We start from the raw sequence: 14,898 nt of genomic DNA on the forward strand, positions 1-14,898 counted from the left end.
GGGGGCCGGACGCGAGCACCGTGTCTGGAGCCGCCCCCTCCACCAGCCTGCGGCTGGTCCCCCTCCCCCGTGAAGGATGGGGGAGGATGAACATCATCAGTCCGGGGCCAGCATGTACCCCACGCCCCGCACGGTCTGGAGATAGCGCGGGTTCTTGGGATCGACCTCGAGCTTTCTGCGCAGGCGTGTCACCTGGACGTCCACGGCCCGGCCGGTGATGTCGGCGGTATCCGGCGACAGGTCCATGCGCTCCACCGGCGCATGGGCGTTGAGCGCCAAGGTCTTCAGCAGCTGCGCCTCGGCCTCGGTGAGGCGCATGGGCGCACCGTCGCGGGTCAGTTCCAGGCGCTCGAGGTCGAACAGGGCCGGACCCAGCTTGATCTCGCGCGGCATGATCGGCTTGACGCCCGTGCGCCTGAGAATGGCGTCGATGCGGAGCGCCAGTTCCTTCGGCTCGAACGGCTTGGACATGTAGTCGTCGGCCCCGCGCGACAGGCCCTCGATACGGTCCGCCGGCTCGCCGCGCGCGGTCAGCAGCAGAACGGGCGTCTTCGACAGCTGCGCCTTGTTGCGGACCCAGCTGGTCAGCTCCAGCCCGCTCTCGCCCGGCATCATGACGTCCAGCACGACCAGGTCGAACTCGATAAGCTCCATGAGGCGGCGGGCGGCGGCGGCGTGTGCGGCACCCGTCACGCGATACCCCTCGCGCGCCAGAAACTCCTTCAGGAGCTCGCGGATGCGGTCGTCGTCGTCGACGATCAGAAGGTGGCGGCCGACGCCCGCCCCGGCCACGGGTCCGGAACGGCCGCTCATGCGCGCACCCCGATTCTCACGTCCCCGGCGTTGACCTGAGGCGTTCGGAGGGGTCTAACCGCCCAATCTGCGCAGGAGACGTTGTTCAATGGCCTTGGTTCCTTTCGACGATCGTGACGGCTGGATCTGGATGGATGGTGAATTCGTGCCCTGGCGGGAAGCGAAAACGCACGTTCTGACCCATGCCCTGCATTACGGTTCGTCGGTGTTCGAAGGCGAGCGTATGTATGGCGGCGAAATCTTCAAGCTGACCGAGCATTCCGAGCGTCTGATCCGCTCGGCCGAACTCCTGGACTTCACCCTTCCGTGGTCTGTCGCCGAGATCGACGCCGCCTGCAAGGCGACGTGCGAGAAGATGGGCATGGAGGACGCCTATGTCCGGCCCGTCGCCTACCTCGGGCCGGAGCAGACCTCGGTATCGGCGCTCAACAACAAGCCGCATCTGGCCATCGCCGTGTGGGACTGGCCCAGCTACTTCGATCCCGAGGTCAAGAAGAAGGGCATCCGTCTGGAGTGGGCCAAGTGGCGCCGCCCGGACCCGGCGACCGCGCCGACGACGGCCAAGGCGGCGGGCCTCTACATGATCTGCACCATGTCCAAGAACGCCGCCGAGAAGCGCGGCTTCTCCGACGCCATGATGCTGGACTGGCGCGGCTATGTCGCCGAAGCGACGGGCGCGAACGTCTTCTTCGTTCAGGACGGCGTGATCCATACGCCGGACGTGACCCACATCCTGAACGGCATCACCCGCCAGACGGTGATCGACATCGCCCGCGCCAAGGGCATCGAGGTCGTGGTGCGCCACATTCGGCCGGAGGAGCTGTCGACCTTCAGCGAATGCTTCCTGACCGGATCGGCCGCCGAGGTGACGCCTGTGCAGCAGATCGGCGAATATACCTTCACGCCGGGCGACCTGTCGCTCGGTCTGATGGAGGACTACGGCAAGCTGGTGCGGCGCATCGCCTGACGTCCGCTTGCGGTCTCCCCGGTCGCCGTGCAGGAAGGCGGTTCGGGGAGATCGTCCTAAATCATGTTCAGCGTCCTGAACCTGCAGAGCCTGCTGGGGCTCGTCGTCATCGTCGCGGCCTGCTGGCTGTTATCGGAGAACCGGCGACAGTTTCCGTGGCGTCTGGCGCTCGGCGCGATCGCCGCCCAGGCGGCGCTGGTCCTGGCCCTGTTCACCTTGCCCGGCTCGCAGACCGTGCTGGCGTCTGTCACCGGGGCGGTCGATGGCCTGACCGCTGCGACGGCGCGCGGCACCCAGTTCGTGTTCGGCTATCTGGCGGGTGGGGATCAGCCTTATGCGGTAACCAATGAGGCGGGGTTGTTCACCTTCGCCTTCAACGTGCTGCCGCTGATCCTGGTCATCTCGGCCCTGTCGGCCCTGTTGTGGCACTGGCGAATCCTGAAGTGGATCACGCTCGGTTTTGGCTTCGTCTTCCAGCGCACCATGGGGCTGGGCGGTGCCTCGGCCCTGGCGGTCGCGGCCAACATCTTCCTCGGCATGATCGAGAGCCCGCTGGTCATCCGCGCCTATCTCGACAAGCTGACCCGGTCCGAGATCTTCCTGATGATGGTGGTCGGCCTGGGCACCGTCGCGGGCTCGACCATGGTGGCATACGCCTCGATCCTGGGGCCGGTGCTTCCCAATGCGGCTGGCCATGTGCTGGTCGCCTCCATCGTGTCGGCCCCAGCGGCCATCCTGCTGGCCCGCATCATGATCCCCGAGAAGCCGGGGGAGGGCGGGGCGGTCGCGGACTATGGCTCGGCGCTGAAATACGACTCGGCCATCGACGCCATCGTCAAGGGCACGGCTGACGGGCTGATGGTGGTGCTGAACATCTCTGCGGTCCTGATTGTCTTTGTGGCCGTTGTGGCCCTCGCCAACATCATGATCGGCGGCGTCTGGCTGTTCGACGCGCCGGTGACGGTCGAGCGCCTGCTGGGCTGGCTGTTCATGCCGGTCGCCTGGCTGATCGGGGTCGATTGGTCCGAGGCGGGCAAGGCCGGGTGGCTGCTGGGCGTCAAGCTGACGTTGACCGAGTTCGTGGCCTTCATCGAGCTGGGCCGTGTGCCGCTGGAGGACATGAGCGAGCGGACGCGGATGCTGCTGACCTACGCCCTGTGCGGCTTCGCCAACATCGGCTCAGTGGGCATCACGGTGACGGGCCTGTCGGTCCTGATCCCCGAGCGGCGGGAAGAGGTGCTTGGCATGGTATGGAAGGCGCTGTTCGCGGGCTTCCTGACCACCCTGATGACGGCGGCGGTTGTGGGGGCCATGCCGGCCTCCATATTCGCCTGAACCGGAGACCGCCCCATGAGACTGTTCAGCAGCCACCGCGCCCCCAACCCCCGCCGCGTGCGCTGGGTGATGGCCGAGAAGGGCATCGAGGACGTCGAGATCGTCCAGGTCGACATCATGGTCGGCGACCACAAGACGCCTGAGTATCGCGCCAGGGTCGGGGTGCCGCATGTGCCCGCGCTGGAGCTCGACGACGGCACAACCATCTCCGAATCGGTCGCCATCGGCCGCTATCTGGAAGCGTTGTATCCCGACCCGAACCTGTTTGGCGTCGACGCCCGCGAACAGGCCATCATTGAGATGTGGACCCGGCGCTGCGAGTTCTACCTCGCCAACCCCATCATGCTGAACGTGCGCCTGACCCATCCGGCGCTCGCCGCCATCGAGGCGCATCAGCAGCCCCAGGTGGCGGACTACAATCGGGTGGCGGCCGAGCGGTTCATGCGGACGCTGGACCGGCACCTGGCCGATCACGAGTGGATCGCCGAGGACCGATTCACCATCGCCGACATCGTGGGCGCGGTCGGTCTGGATTTCGCCCGGTTGGTCAAATACCGGCCGCCGGAGGAGCTGGCGCACCTGAACCGCTGGCTGGACGCGTGCCAGGCGAGGCCGGCGGCAAAGGCGGGGGTGTGATCAGCCCCGCGGCGTGAACTTCCGGATCACGCCCGAGAAGGTCATTAGGGTGCGCTCGCCCGTCGTGATCTGGCCGCGCACGAAAATCAGCGAACCGCCCGCGCGGACCACCTCGCCCGTCGCCTCGATCAGTTCGCCCACCCGGGCGCCGTCGACGAAGGTCGAATCGAGCTGCACGGTCACGCCGTTCTTGCCCTCCATCTCCTGGTAGGCGGTCTGGAACAGGGCGATGTCGGCGAACGTCATCAGGCAGCCGCCGTGCATCCGGTCGCCGGCGTTCATGTGCTTGGGCTCGGCGCGGAAGGCGCAGCGCATGCGGCCGTCGGGATCGGGCCGGAAATAGAAGGGGCCGACGACCTGGTCGAAGGTGCCGTGCAGGTCATAGGTCTGCCAGCCCGCGAACTCGCCTTCCGTGACCGTGACCTTCTGAACCATTCCGTTTGCAGCCTTCTTTTCGATTCCGCGATGCAGCATATAGGCCCGATGACCGATCCAATCGAAGCGGCGATTTTCGCCAGGCTGGCCGACCGCGACGCCGGCAAGTCGATCTGCCCGTCCGAGGTGGCTCGCGAACTCCAGCCCGAGCAGTGGCAGCGGATGATGCCGAAGGTGCGGGGCGTGGCGCTGGGCCTGATGCGGCAGGGACGTCTGACCATCACCAAGAAGGGCAAGGCGGTCGATCCGAACGCCTTCAAGGGCATCATCCGGCTACGTCTGCCGACCGAGGCGGAAACAGCCGCCGCGCTGGCCGCCCGACCGCCGGCGTCCGAGAACGATGACGACTGATCTCGACGCGGTCCTGGCCGACATCCGGGCCTGCCGGGCGTGCCTGGGCGAGCTGCCGCACGAGCCCCGGCCGGTGGTTCGGGTGTTTCCGGAGACCCGGCTGCTGATCTGCGGCCAGGCACCGGGGCGGCGAGTACACGAGAGCGGCATGCCCTTCACCGATCCGTCCGGCGACCGGCTGAGGGACTGGATGGGGATCGACGCGGAGACCTTCTACGGCGACCGGCGTATCGGCGTGGCGGCCCAGGCCTTCTGTTACCCGGGGACGGCGCCGCAAGGTGGGGACTATCCGCCGCCGCGCAGGTGCGCGAGCCTGTGGCGGCCCAGGCTGCTGGAGGCCCTGCCGAGGATGGAAATGACGCTGCTGGTCGGCGGTTACAGCCAGGCGTGGGCTCTGGGCGAGCGGGCCAAGGCAAACATGACGGAGACCGTGCGGGCGTGGCGGGAGTATGCGCCATCGATCCTGCCGTTGCCGCATCCCTCCTGGCGGAACACGGCCTGGCTGAAGCGCAATCCGTGGTTCGACGCCGAAATCGTTCCTTGGCTGCGAGGACGGGTCCGGGAGCTACTGGCGTGAAGCCGGTGCTATTTGCGGTTCTGATGGCGTTGGCACTGTCGGCCTGCGCCGCGCCGTTCGTGCAGTCGCCCATGACGCCGCCGCCGGGTTTTGGCGGACCGGTGATCGAGGAGCGAGCCTTTGTCCTTCAGGACGGAGCCCGGCTGCCCTATCGCTTTTGGGCACCGGAGGCAGAGCCGTGGGCGGTCGTTGTGGCCCTACACGGCATGAACGACCATTCCGCCGCCTTCCGCTTGGCGGGACCGTGGTGGGCCGAGCGTGGGATCGCGACCTATGCCTACGATCAGCGGGGGTTCGGCGCGGCGCCCGGTCGGGGCCTTTGGGCCGGCGAGGATCTGATGGTCCAGGACCTGCGGACCATCGTCGCGCTCGTGCGCGCCAGGCATCCGGACGCAAGTATCGCTGTCGTTGGCGAGAGCATGGGCGGGGCGGTGGCGATTTCTGCCTTCGCCTCGGATCGGCCGCCTGTCGCGGACCAGGCCATCCTGCTGGCCCCGGCCGTATGGGGCTGGTCGAGCCAGGGGCCACTGAACAGCGCCAGCCTGTGGGTGACCGCGCGGCTGCTGGGCGATCGGGCGGTCGAGCCGCCGGACTGGGCGGTCAGGGACATCCGGGCCACCGACAACCTGATCGAGTTGATCGCCAACGGGAACGATCCGCGCTTCATCCGGGCCACGCGGTTCGACGCCCTGTACGGCCTCGTTGACCTGATGGAGAGCGCCACCGACAAGCTGAGGCAGGTTAGGGGGCCGGTCGCCCTGCTGTATGGCGCCAACGACCAGATCATCGAGAAGGGTCCGATGCGGCGGGCCCTGATCCGGGCGGGCGATCCGCCGAACCTGCGCACGGCCTGGTATGCGGACGGCTGGCATCTGCTGAACCGCGACCTGCAGGCCGAGGTGGTGTTCCGCGATGTCGAGGCCCTGTTGCGCGATCCCGAGGGGCCGCTACCCAGCGGCGCGCCGGAAGTTCTGCCGCAGTTGAGACGCTAGTCCTCGTCGGCGGGCAGCCGCTCCATCGCGCGCCAGCCGATGTCGGTGCGGTTGAAGCCGCCGGGCCAGTCGATCTTGCGGATGGCGCGATAGGCCCGCTCTCGCGCCTCGGCGATGTCGGTGCCCTCGGCGCAGATATTCAGCACCCGGCCGCCCGCGGCGATCAGATAGCCGTCCTCGTCGCGCGCCGTGCCCGCGTGGAAGACCTGGACGTGCGGACCGAAGTCCTGGTCGGCACCCCGGATGATGGAGCCCTCCAGCGGGCTGTCGGGATAGCCCTTGGCCGCCATGACCACGCAGACGACGGTCTCGGCCTTGAACTGCGGCTCGGGCAGGCGCGAGACGTCGCCGCGCGCGCAGGCCAGCAGATAGGGCACGATGTCGACCGCCAGCCGCATCATGAGCACCTGGCATTCCGGATCGCCGAAGCGGGCGTTGAACTCCACGACCTTGGGACCGTCCTCGGTCGCCATCAGTCCGGCATAGAGCACGCCGCGATAGGGCATGCCCTCCAGCGCCATGGCCTTCAGCGTCGGCTGGACGATCCGGCGATTGGCCGTCATCACCAGGTCCTCGTCGAACACCGGCGCGGGCGAATAGGCCCCCATGCCGCCGGTGTTGGGGCCCATGTCGCCGTCATAGGCGCGCTTGTGGTCCTGGGCCCCGCCGAACAGCAAGGCCTGCTTGCCGTCGCAGAGGGCGAACAGCGAGCCCTCCTCGCCGGCCATGAACTCCTCGATGACAACGCGGGCCCCGGCGTCGCCGAAGCGGCCGCCCAGCATGCGCTCGATCTCGGCCTCGGCGTCGCGGCGATCGGGACTGATGGCCACGCCCTTGCCGGCCGCCAGACCGTCGGCCTTGATGACGTAGGGCGGCTTGAAGACCTTCAGCGCTGCGCGCGCGTCCTTGATCCGCTCATAGACGCCGTAGTGGGCGGTCGGGATCTCGTGGCGGGCCATGAAGGCCTTCGAGAAGGCCTTGGATGTTTCCAGTTGGGCGGCGCGCTGGGTTGGACCAAAGCAGGGGATGCCCGCCGCGTTCAGGCGGTCGGCCAGACCGGCCTCCAGCGCCACCTCCGGGCCGACGACGACAAGACCGACGCCCAGCTCGCGCGCCAGGCGCGCCAGGCCTTCCCCATCGTTCGCCTTGTAGCCAGACAGGCACTCGGCGACCTTGGCGATCCCCGGGTTGCCCGGAGCGCAGTAGAGGCGCTCGACCAGCGGCGACTGGCGCATTTTCCAGGCCAGGGCGTGCTCGCGCCCACCCGACCCGACGAGGAGGATGTCCATGACCGGGCAATGGCCGCGCGGACCCGGTCGGTCAAGAGTCGAGACCGCCCTCAGAGCATTGAGAAGACCACGTAGGCCCCGAAGGCCAGCATCATCAGCAAGCCGACGATCAGCCAGATACCGAGCGGCGGCGTGCCGCTGCGGCGGCGCAGCTCGCGCTCCCGGGGATCGTCCTCGTCGTGGGGCGGGATGTCATCCTGGCTCATCATGACGATATAGGCCGAACCCGGTGGTTTCCGCATCCCCGCATCCCGTCTAGACTCGGCGCAATGAGCGACGACTACGTCTTTGGGGGAACCGCCGAGGCCGAGGTTGCCCCCGCGCGCGACAACAATCCGCCGCTGTCGATTTCGGAGCTGTCGTTCGCGCTCAAGCGGACGCTGGAGGACCGGTTCGGCCACGTCCGGCTGCGCGGCGAGGTGTCCAAGGTCAATCGCCATGCCTCGGGCCACATCTATCTGACGCTGAAGGACGACAAATCGGCCATCGACGGCGTCGTGTGGAAGGGCGCGGTGCGCGGTCTGGGCGTCCAGCCCGAGACGGGGCTGGAGGTCATCGTCACCGGCAAGATTACGTCTTATCCCGCCCGGTCATCCTATCAGATCGTGATCGAGTCGATGGAGGCGGCCGGCGCGGGGGCTCTGCTGGCCCAGCTGGAGCGGCTGAAGGCGCGGCTGGCGGGCGAGGGACTGTTTGAGGCCGCGCGCAAGCGGCCGATCCCGCTCTATCCGCGCACCATCGGGGTGATCACCAGTCCGACCGGGGCGGTGATCCGCGACATCCTGCATCGGCTGTCGGAGCGTTGGCCGTGTCATGTGATCGTCTGGCCCGTGGTGGTGCAGGGCGAGGCGGCGAGCGGTCAGGTGGCGGCGGCGATCCAGGGGTTCGACGTCCTGGTGCCCGGCGGGCCGATTCCACGACCCGACCTGCTGATCGTCGCGAGGGGTGGGGGCTCGGTGGAGGACCTGTGGGCCTTCAACGACGAGGGCCTCGCGCGAACGGTCGCGGCGGCGACCATCCCGATCATCTCCGCCGTGGGTCATGAGACCGATACCACCCTGATCGACTTCGTTTCGGACCGTCGGGCACCCACGCCCACAGGGGCGGCGGAGATGGCGACGCCGGTGCTGGCGGAGCTGCGCGCCTTCGTGACCGACCTGGAGCGGCGTCTGGACCGCGCCGGCGCGCGGCTGCTGGAGGATCGGCGCGTACGGCTGAGGGCCGTGGCGCGCGGCCTGCCGACCCGACCGGAGGAGCTGGTGGCCGTGCCTCAGCAACGGCTGGATCATGCGGCGAGCCGGCTGCTGGCGGGGCTGGAACGGAACAGGGCCGTTCATCAGCATCGCTACGCCACCGTCGCCGGTCGTCTCAGCCCCTTGCTGCTCAAGAGGGATTGGGAGCGTCGTCAGGATCGCTTGGAGGGTCTGGCGGCAAGGCTGGAACGCTCAGGCCGACAGCGGCCCGACAACGATCGGCAGCGGCTCGCCGCCTTGTCCCGTGCGCTTGCCACGCTTGATCCGAAGCGGCCGAAGCCTGGCTTTGCCCGCATCGACGACGAGGGTGGCCGGATGATCACCTCGGCGGCCGAACTGTCTCCCGGGCAGACGGTTAACCTGGTCTTCCCGGATGGCTCGTGCGGTGCTCGGGTCGAAGGAGAGGCTCCAGCCCGGCCTCGCCCTTCGCCTCGGCCGAAAGCGTCGGTTCCGGATCAGGGCGACCTGTTCTGATCAGAGGATTGCCGTTAGGGTGGCGCTCATGACGAGCGTGCCCCAACCTGCATCCTTGCACTACGGCGACGGCGAGTTCGCCGTGCTCAAGCCCGGCCCGTTCGTGCGCTGCGCGGTGACGGACCGGCCCATTCCGCTGGAGGCCCTGCGCTATTGGTCCGCCGAAAGGCAGGAGGCCTATTATGGCCCGGCCGAGGCGCTTTCGCGGATGGTCGAACAGTGAAACCGGACCGGCGCGGCCTGCTGGTCGGCGCCGCGGCGGCCCTCGCCACGCCCGCATGGTCACGCGATCCCGCCGATCTGATCCTGTCCGGCCGCATGGTGCAGGGCGGCTTCGTCATGGGTCGAACCTGGCCGCGCGCCCTGATCTTCCTTGATGGAGAGGCCCTCGCGACGGCGTCGGCCGACGGCCTGTTCGTCATCGGCTTCGACCGTGATGCCCCGACGTCGGTGGTACTGGAAGCGCGTTCCGGCGCGCGGTCCGAGCGTCGGACCCTGCCGGTCGCGCGCGGCCAGTTCCCCTCGACCCGGATTGACGGCCTGCCGCCCTCGACCATCGAGCCGAGCGACCCGGCGCTTCTGGAGCGCATCCAGCGCGAGGTGGCGATCAAGACCGAGGGCTTCGCCAGCCGACTGGACGGCGACGACTTCCGCTCAGGCTTCGACTGGCCGCTGGCGACGTTCCGGGTGTCCAGCGAGTGGGGGGCGCAGCGGGTGCTGAACGGCACGCCGGCGCGGCCGCACTACGGCATCGACCTCGCCGCGCCTCAGGGGACGCCGATCCGGGCACCCGCGGACGGCGTGGTCACGCTCGCACAACCGGGGATGCACTTCGAAGGTGGCCTGACCCTGATCGATCACGGCCAGGGACTGATCACCGCCTACCTGCATCAATCCCGCATCGACGTGCTGCTGCACCAGCGAATCAGTCGAGGACAGGTTATCGGCGAGGTCGGAAGGACGGGGCGTGCGACCGGTCCGCATTTATGCTGGCGCATGCGATGGCGCGACAGGCAGATGAATCCGGCGCTCATGGTTGGACAATCGGCCCCGGAAAACGGTTACCGTTCCGGTCAGGGTTGATCCGGGTCTGGACGGAGCCGTTCGGGCTGCCTAGCTTTTTGCGCTGACCGTCGGGGAGGCGGTCGCCCGCATGTCTTCACTGCAATCCCTGAATATCCTGCTGGTCGACGACAACCAGCACATGCGTGCCATCACCGCCGCCATCCTGCAATCGGCGGGTGTGCGCAGCATTCGTGAGGTGTCTGACGGTGCCGCCGCGCTCGACATGGTGCGCGACTTTCCGATCGACCTGGCCATCGTCGACTTCAACATGTTCCCGCTGGACGGGGTCGAGTTCACCCGCCTGATTCGCAACAGTCCTGACAGCGCCAATCCCTATCTGCCGATCATCATGATGACCGGTCACTCGGAAAAGAGCCGCGTCGTCGAGGCCAGGGACGCGGGCGTAACCGAGTTCGTGGTCAAGCCGATCACCGCCAAGGCCGTGTTTGATCGCATCCAGGCCGTGATCATGCGCCCTCGGCCCTTCGTGAAGACCGGCGACTACTTCGGGCCGGATCGGCGTCGGGTGAACACCCCCAACTATAAGGGGCCGTTCCGTCGCTCGACGGATCAGGCGGAGTCGGCTGCCGAGGGGGCGGGGTCGAGCGCCGCGTAGACGCGGTCCGGCCAGCGCTTGTGGACCCAGAACCAGTCCACGGGGTTCTCGCGCACCCGGTCCTCGATGAAGCTGGTGATGGCCTGAACCCCGGCCTTGATGTCGGCCTGGCGGTCGCCGGTCTGCTCCAGTTCGATGGGCGCGTGTGCGGTGACGCGGAAGCGCACGCCCGGCAGGCGCACCACGCTCATGGGCTGGACGATCGTTCCGAAGCGAAGCGCCAGGCGGCTGGGACCCGGGGCGGCGTTCACCGGCTGACCAAAGAAGATAACCTCGGGCCCTTCAGAGAACTTCTGATCGTTCATAAGGGCGACGCTCTCGCCACGCGCCATGCCGGCCAGCAGTTCCCGCGCCCCGTCGCCCCCCTTGGGCGCGAAAAGCCTGACGCCATAGCGAGCACGGGCGGCGACGATCTGGCGGTCGACATAAGGGTTGTTGGCGGCGCGGTATGTCACCTGGACTGGCACGCCGGACGCCACCAGGACCGCCGCCATCGTCTCGATGTTGGCCATGTGGCCCGAGACGAAGACAACGGGCTTGCGCGAGGCGCGGATGGCCTCCAGGCGATCGGCGCCGACGATGTCGATGCGACCCGACGCGGGCGTGAGTTGGTCCATGACGGCGGTCTCGGCAAAGGTGCGGCCGGTCTGTTCCCACTGGGCGATCGCGAGACGCTCGCGCTCTTCGGGGTCCATGTCCGGGAAGGCAATGCGCAGATTGCGGATCACGGTGCGGTGGGTGCCGGTCTTCGGCCCCAGCTTCCGAAGCACCCAACCGCCGAAGTTCGACGCCGCCTCCAGCCCGATCAGTCGCATCAGGCCGATGAAGCCGGCGAAGGCCGCCGCCTCCAGCCGCCAGATCAGGTCCTGGCGAAACGAAACCCGCCGGGCGTCCTCACCAGGCAATGGTGATGCCGCCGTCGACGACCAGGGTCTGGCCGGTCATGTAGCTGGACGCCTTCGACGACAGATAGACGGCGGCGCCGGCGATCTCGTCCGGCTGGCCGATCCGACGAAGCGGGGCGGGGTCGGTCGCGACCTTCAGGATCTCCGGGTTCTCCCACAGGTATCGGGCGAAGTCGGTCTGGACGAGGCCGGGAGCGATGCAGTTGACCCGGACGTTGGACGGTCCCCACTCGACGGCGAGGTTCCTCACCAGCTGCATGTCGGCGGCCTTGGAGATGTTGTAGGCGCCGATCAGGGCGTTGCCGCGCAGGCCCCCGATCGAGGACACCACCGTGATAGCCCCGTCCTTTCGAGCCAGCATCTGGGGCGCGACCATCTGGATCAGCCAGTGGTTGGAGACCACGTTGTTCTGCAGGATCTTGTCGAACTGCTCGTCGGTGATGCCCGCCATCGGCCCGGCGTAGGGGTTGGACGCGGCGTTGCAGATCAGGATGTCGATCTTGCCGAAAGCGGCATTGGTCTCGTCGACCAGACGCTGAAGGTCTTCCTTGGACGCGATGTTGGCGGGAATTGCGATGGCGCGGCCCTCGCCGTGCTTGGCATTGATGGAGGCGGCGACCTCGTCGCAGGGCCCGGCCTTCCTCGACGAGATGACGACGTTGGCGCCGTGTTCAGCCAGACGCTCTGCGATCGCCTTGCCGATGCCCTTGGAAGAGCCCGTGATGATGGCCGACTTGCCGGTGAGGTCGAACAGTTCCATGCGTTTCCCCTGATATCGGCGTCGTTTATTCGCGCCACGCCCTAGCGGTCCGGCCCTGATAGCCTGATACTCGGCCGATTCCATCCGGGAAGTCGGACAAACCCGTTCCCATGCGTGCACTGACCAACGGCTTCCTGTTCTTCGGCTACGTCTTCCTGGCGATGACGGTCGGCGCCTTCCTGTGGCGGGCGGGGCTCGGCCTCGGGCCGGGCATCGCGGCGACCTTTGGCGTGCTCGGCGTGCTGGGTGCCGCCCACGCCCTGATCGCGGGCGCGGCCGAGCGCCGTCGCCTGAAGGCCGAGATCGACGCCGTGCGCGAGGCCCATCGCCTGCTGGCCGACGCCATGGAGCAGACACAAGGAGCCCTCGGCGACCTGGCCCAGGCCATTGAAGCCGGCGCGCTCACCCGCACCGAGGAGCTGTCCGGCGAAGTCCGCATGCTGGAGGACCTGATCCAGCAGATGAGCGCCTCGATCGACGAGCGGCTGACGGTCACGCCGATGGTCCCGCCGGACAGCGCCGAGGCGCGCCGGTTCCAGCAGTCGAACCTGCTGCTCAAGACCGTCCACGATGCGCTGAGCGAGAACCGCGTCGACCTGTATCTGCAGCCCGTCGTGACCCTGCCGCAGCGGCGCACGGTCTTCTACGAGAGCTTCACCCGGCTGCGCGATTCCACCGACCGGGTGATGATGCCGGCCGAATACCTGTCAATCGCCGAGGGCGAGGGTCTGGTGCCGGCCATCGACAACCTGCTGCTCTTCCGCTGCGCCCAGATTGTGCGTCGGCTGGCGCGTCAGGACCGCAAGGTCGGGGTGTTCTGCAACGTGGCCCTGTCCAGCCTGGGCGACGAGACCTTCTTCCCGCAGTTCCTGCAGTTCCTGAGCGAGAACCGCGACCTGAACCAGGCCCTGATCTTCGAGCTGGGCCAGGCGACGTTCGATGCGCGCGGCGCCGTCGAGGCGAGGAACATGGCTAAGCTGGCCGACCTGGGCTTCCGTTTCTCGCTGGACAAGGTCCAGACGCTGGACGTGGATTTCAACGACCTGCAGCGGTCGGACGTGAAGTTCATCAAGGTCGCGGCCGACCTGCTGATCGAGCAGCTGCTGGACATGGACGGTGGGGCCCCGATCCCGTCCTTGCGCGACATCCAGGCCGCCGACTTCGCCCAGCTGACCCGCCGCTACGGCATCGAGGTCATCGCCGAGAAGTGCGAGAGCGAACGCCAGATCGTCGACATCCTCGAGCTCGACGTGACCATCGCCCAGGGCCACCTGTTCGGCGAGCCGCGCGCGATCAAGGAAGCCGTGCTGGCCGAGACTGACCCGCCTGCGGACTTCGTGCGCTCCACCCTGATCAATGCCGAGCGGCGGCGGCGCTACGCCTGACCGGCCAGAAGCACCGCGAACGTCGCCTCGTCTTCGAACCGCGCCACGACCGGCCACGCCGTGACCCGAGCGCGCCATTCGGGCGGCAGGCGCACCCAGTCCTTCTCGGTGGTGACCAGGCCTGCCTCGAACAGGGCCGCGCGGTCGGCGAGGAAGTTCAGGTCCTCGGCGCGGTAATCCGCGTGGTCCGGGAACGGCGCGAAGTCCTTCAGGTCGCAGCCAGCGGCCTTCAGCGCGCGCTCGACCTTCCACGGCTTGGCGATTCCGGCGAAGCCGACCTGGGGCCCCGCAGGCGGCGGTCCAGAGGGCTCCAGCCGGGCGATGAAGACGGGCAGGGGGCCGAACAGGGCCACCAGCTCCGGATCGGCTTCGGGCGCGTCGGCGGGCAGGAGGACGATCACGGCGTCGGCGCGGGCCAGCCCAGCTTTCAACGGCTCGCGCATCGGCCCCGACGGAAAGACCGAGCCGTCGCCGAAGGGCCATTCGTCGCCGCGCGTCTCGCCGTCCACAACGATCAGGCTGAGCGTCTTCTTCAGCGCCGGGTTCTGATGGCCGTCGTCCAGCACCAGCACCTGAGCACCGGCCGCGACGGCCACCCCGGCCCCCGCCACGCGATCCCGCGCGACCCACATGGGGGCTTCGCCCGCCAGCATCAGGGGCTCGTCGCCGACGTCGCTGGCGGAATGGCTGACGGGATCGACGCGCACTGGCCCCTCCAGTCGTCCGCCGTACCCGCGCGACAGGCCCTGCGCTTCAACGCCTGAGGCACGCAGCAGCCGCAGCACTTCGCGCGCGACCGGCGTCTTGCCCGAGCCGCCGACGGTCAGATTGCCGATGGAGATCACCGGGATGCCGACGTCCTTGACGGAGGTGCGAGCGATCCGCCGCGCCGTCGCCGCGGCCCAGAGCCAGGAGGCGGGCTTCAGCAGGGTGCGCGTGACCCGTCCGTGCCGCCCGGACCGTTCGTACCACCAGCGGGGCGTCGTCAACTTCATCCCTTCTCCCCTTGCGGGAGAAGGTGGCCGAGCGCAGCGAGGTCGGATGA

18 protein-coding genes are annotated in these 14,898 nt (G+C 68.1%); 11 read left to right on the top strand and 7 right to left on the bottom strand.

The window, feature by feature from the left end:
- Positions 1–96: 96 nt before the first annotated feature.
- Positions 97–813 carry a response regulator gene (locus tag IP78_RS08875; protein WP_054111328.1) on the bottom strand — a complete coding sequence of 239 codons (717 nt, stop codon included), beginning with the start codon at positions 811–813 and terminating at the stop codon, positions 97–99.
- Between the two features lie 88 nt (positions 814–901).
- On the opposite strand from IP78_RS08875, the gene IP78_RS08880 reads away from it, so the two are divergent.
- The 3 genes from IP78_RS08880 (at position 902) to IP78_RS08890 (ending at position 3,751) form a co-directional block, all read left to right on the top strand.
- Positions 902–1,780 carry a branched-chain amino acid aminotransferase gene (locus IP78_RS08880; protein WP_054111329.1) on the top strand — a complete coding sequence of 293 codons (879 nt, stop codon included), beginning with the start codon at positions 902–904 and terminating at the stop codon, positions 1,778–1,780.
- A 63-nt stretch (positions 1,781–1,843) separates the two neighbouring features.
- The gene (locus IP78_RS08885) at positions 1,844–3,115 is read left to right on the top strand and encodes a NupC/NupG family nucleoside CNT transporter (protein ID WP_054111330.1); all 1,272 of its coding nucleotides are present in this window, start codon (positions 1,844–1,846) and stop codon (positions 3,113–3,115) included.
- A 15-nt stretch (positions 3,116–3,130) separates the two neighbouring features.
- Positions 3,131–3,751 (top strand): glutathione S-transferase family protein, encoded by a 621-nt coding sequence (locus IP78_RS08890; protein ID WP_054111331.1) that lies wholly within the window; start codon positions 3,131–3,133, stop codon positions 3,749–3,751.
- On the opposite strand, the gene IP78_RS08895 is transcribed toward IP78_RS08890, so the two are convergent.
- Complete coding sequence (locus IP78_RS08895) at positions 3,752–4,186, bottom strand: PaaI family thioesterase (protein WP_054111345.1); 435 nt, start codon at positions 4,184–4,186, stop codon at positions 3,752–3,754.
- A 48-nt stretch (positions 4,187–4,234) separates the two neighbouring features.
- Between IP78_RS08895 and IP78_RS08900 the strand changes: the two genes are divergently transcribed.
- From IP78_RS08900 to IP78_RS08910, 3 genes are read left to right on the top strand one after another with little or no spacing between them, the layout of a single operon-like run.
- Positions 4,235–4,537: a DUF3253 domain-containing protein gene (locus tag IP78_RS08900; protein WP_054111332.1), complete on the top strand. Its 303-nt coding sequence runs from the start codon at positions 4,235–4,237 to the stop codon at positions 4,535–4,537.
- Positions 4,527–5,114: a uracil-DNA glycosylase family protein gene (locus tag IP78_RS08905; RefSeq protein ID WP_054111333.1), complete on the top strand. Its 588-nt coding sequence runs from the start codon at positions 4,527–4,529 to the stop codon at positions 5,112–5,114. Before IP78_RS08900 ends, IP78_RS08905 begins: the two co-directional genes overlap by 11 nt.
- The gene (locus IP78_RS08910) at positions 5,111–6,106 is read left to right on the top strand and encodes an alpha/beta fold hydrolase (RefSeq protein ID WP_231680966.1); all 996 of its coding nucleotides are present in this window, start codon (positions 5,111–5,113) and stop codon (positions 6,104–6,106) included. The genes IP78_RS08905 and IP78_RS08910 overlap by 4 nt, the downstream gene beginning before the upstream one ends.
- Here IP78_RS08910 and purD read toward each other — a convergent pair.
- Together purD and IP78_RS08920 are read right to left on the bottom strand one after the other, a co-directional pair.
- Positions 6,103–7,395: a phosphoribosylamine--glycine ligase gene (gene purD, locus IP78_RS08915; protein ID WP_054111335.1), complete on the bottom strand. Its 1,293-nt coding sequence runs from the start codon at positions 7,393–7,395 to the stop codon at positions 6,103–6,105. The genes IP78_RS08910 and purD overlap by 4 nt on opposite strands.
- Before the next feature lie 50 nt (positions 7,396–7,445).
- On the bottom strand, positions 7,446–7,637 hold the full coding sequence (locus tag IP78_RS08920) for a hypothetical protein (protein ID WP_054111336.1): 192 nt from the start codon (positions 7,635–7,637) through the stop codon (positions 7,446–7,448).
- Between the two features lie 27 nt (positions 7,638–7,664).
- Here IP78_RS08920 and xseA point away from each other — a divergent pair, with 27 nt between their 5' ends.
- The 4 genes from xseA (at position 7,665) to IP78_RS08940 (ending at position 10,803) form a co-directional block, all read left to right on the top strand.
- Positions 7,665–9,122, top strand: coding sequence for an exodeoxyribonuclease VII large subunit (gene xseA, locus IP78_RS08925; RefSeq protein WP_054111337.1), 1,458 nt, complete (start codon positions 7,665–7,667; stop codon positions 9,120–9,122).
- A 28-nt stretch (positions 9,123–9,150) separates the two neighbouring features.
- Positions 9,151–9,345, top strand: a complete 195-nt coding sequence (locus tag IP78_RS08930) for a DUF2093 domain-containing protein (protein ID WP_054111338.1) — start codon at positions 9,151–9,153, stop codon at positions 9,343–9,345.
- Positions 9,342–10,205: a M23 family metallopeptidase gene (locus IP78_RS08935; RefSeq protein WP_054111339.1), complete on the top strand. Its 864-nt coding sequence runs from the start codon at positions 9,342–9,344 to the stop codon at positions 10,203–10,205. The genes IP78_RS08930 and IP78_RS08935 overlap by 4 nt, the downstream gene beginning before the upstream one ends.
- Positions 10,206–10,275: 70 nt before the next feature.
- Positions 10,276–10,803, top strand: a complete 528-nt coding sequence (locus tag IP78_RS08940; RefSeq protein WP_054111340.1) for a response regulator — start codon at positions 10,276–10,278, stop codon at positions 10,801–10,803.
- Here IP78_RS08940 and IP78_RS08945 read toward each other — a convergent pair.
- Both IP78_RS08945 and IP78_RS08950 read right to left on the bottom strand, forming a co-directional pair.
- Positions 10,758–11,708, bottom strand: a complete 951-nt coding sequence (locus IP78_RS08945) for a lysophospholipid acyltransferase family protein (protein ID WP_054111341.1) — start codon at positions 11,706–11,708, stop codon at positions 10,758–10,760. The two genes, IP78_RS08940 and IP78_RS08945, sit on opposite strands and share 46 nt — an antisense overlap.
- Positions 11,698–12,468 carry an SDR family NAD(P)-dependent oxidoreductase gene (locus tag IP78_RS08950; protein ID WP_054111342.1) on the bottom strand — a complete coding sequence of 257 codons (771 nt, stop codon included), beginning with the start codon at positions 12,466–12,468 and terminating at the stop codon, positions 11,698–11,700. Before IP78_RS08950 ends, IP78_RS08945 begins: the two co-directional genes overlap by 11 nt.
- Positions 12,469–12,578: 110 nt before the next feature.
- Between IP78_RS08950 and IP78_RS08955 the strand changes: the two genes are divergently transcribed.
- Complete coding sequence (locus tag IP78_RS08955) at positions 12,579–13,853, top strand: EAL domain-containing protein (protein ID WP_054111343.1); 1,275 nt, start codon at positions 12,579–12,581, stop codon at positions 13,851–13,853.
- Here IP78_RS08955 and lpxK read toward each other — a convergent pair.
- Positions 13,844–14,848 (bottom strand): tetraacyldisaccharide 4'-kinase, encoded by a 1,005-nt coding sequence (gene lpxK / locus IP78_RS08960; RefSeq protein ID WP_054111344.1) that lies wholly within the window; start codon positions 14,846–14,848, stop codon positions 13,844–13,846. The genes IP78_RS08955 and lpxK overlap by 10 nt on opposite strands.
- Positions 14,849–14,898 lie beyond the last annotated feature (50 nt).

It is taken from the genome of Brevundimonas sp. AAP58, assembly GCF_001295975.1.
GTDB lineage: Bacteria > Pseudomonadota > Alphaproteobacteria > Caulobacterales > Caulobacteraceae > Brevundimonas.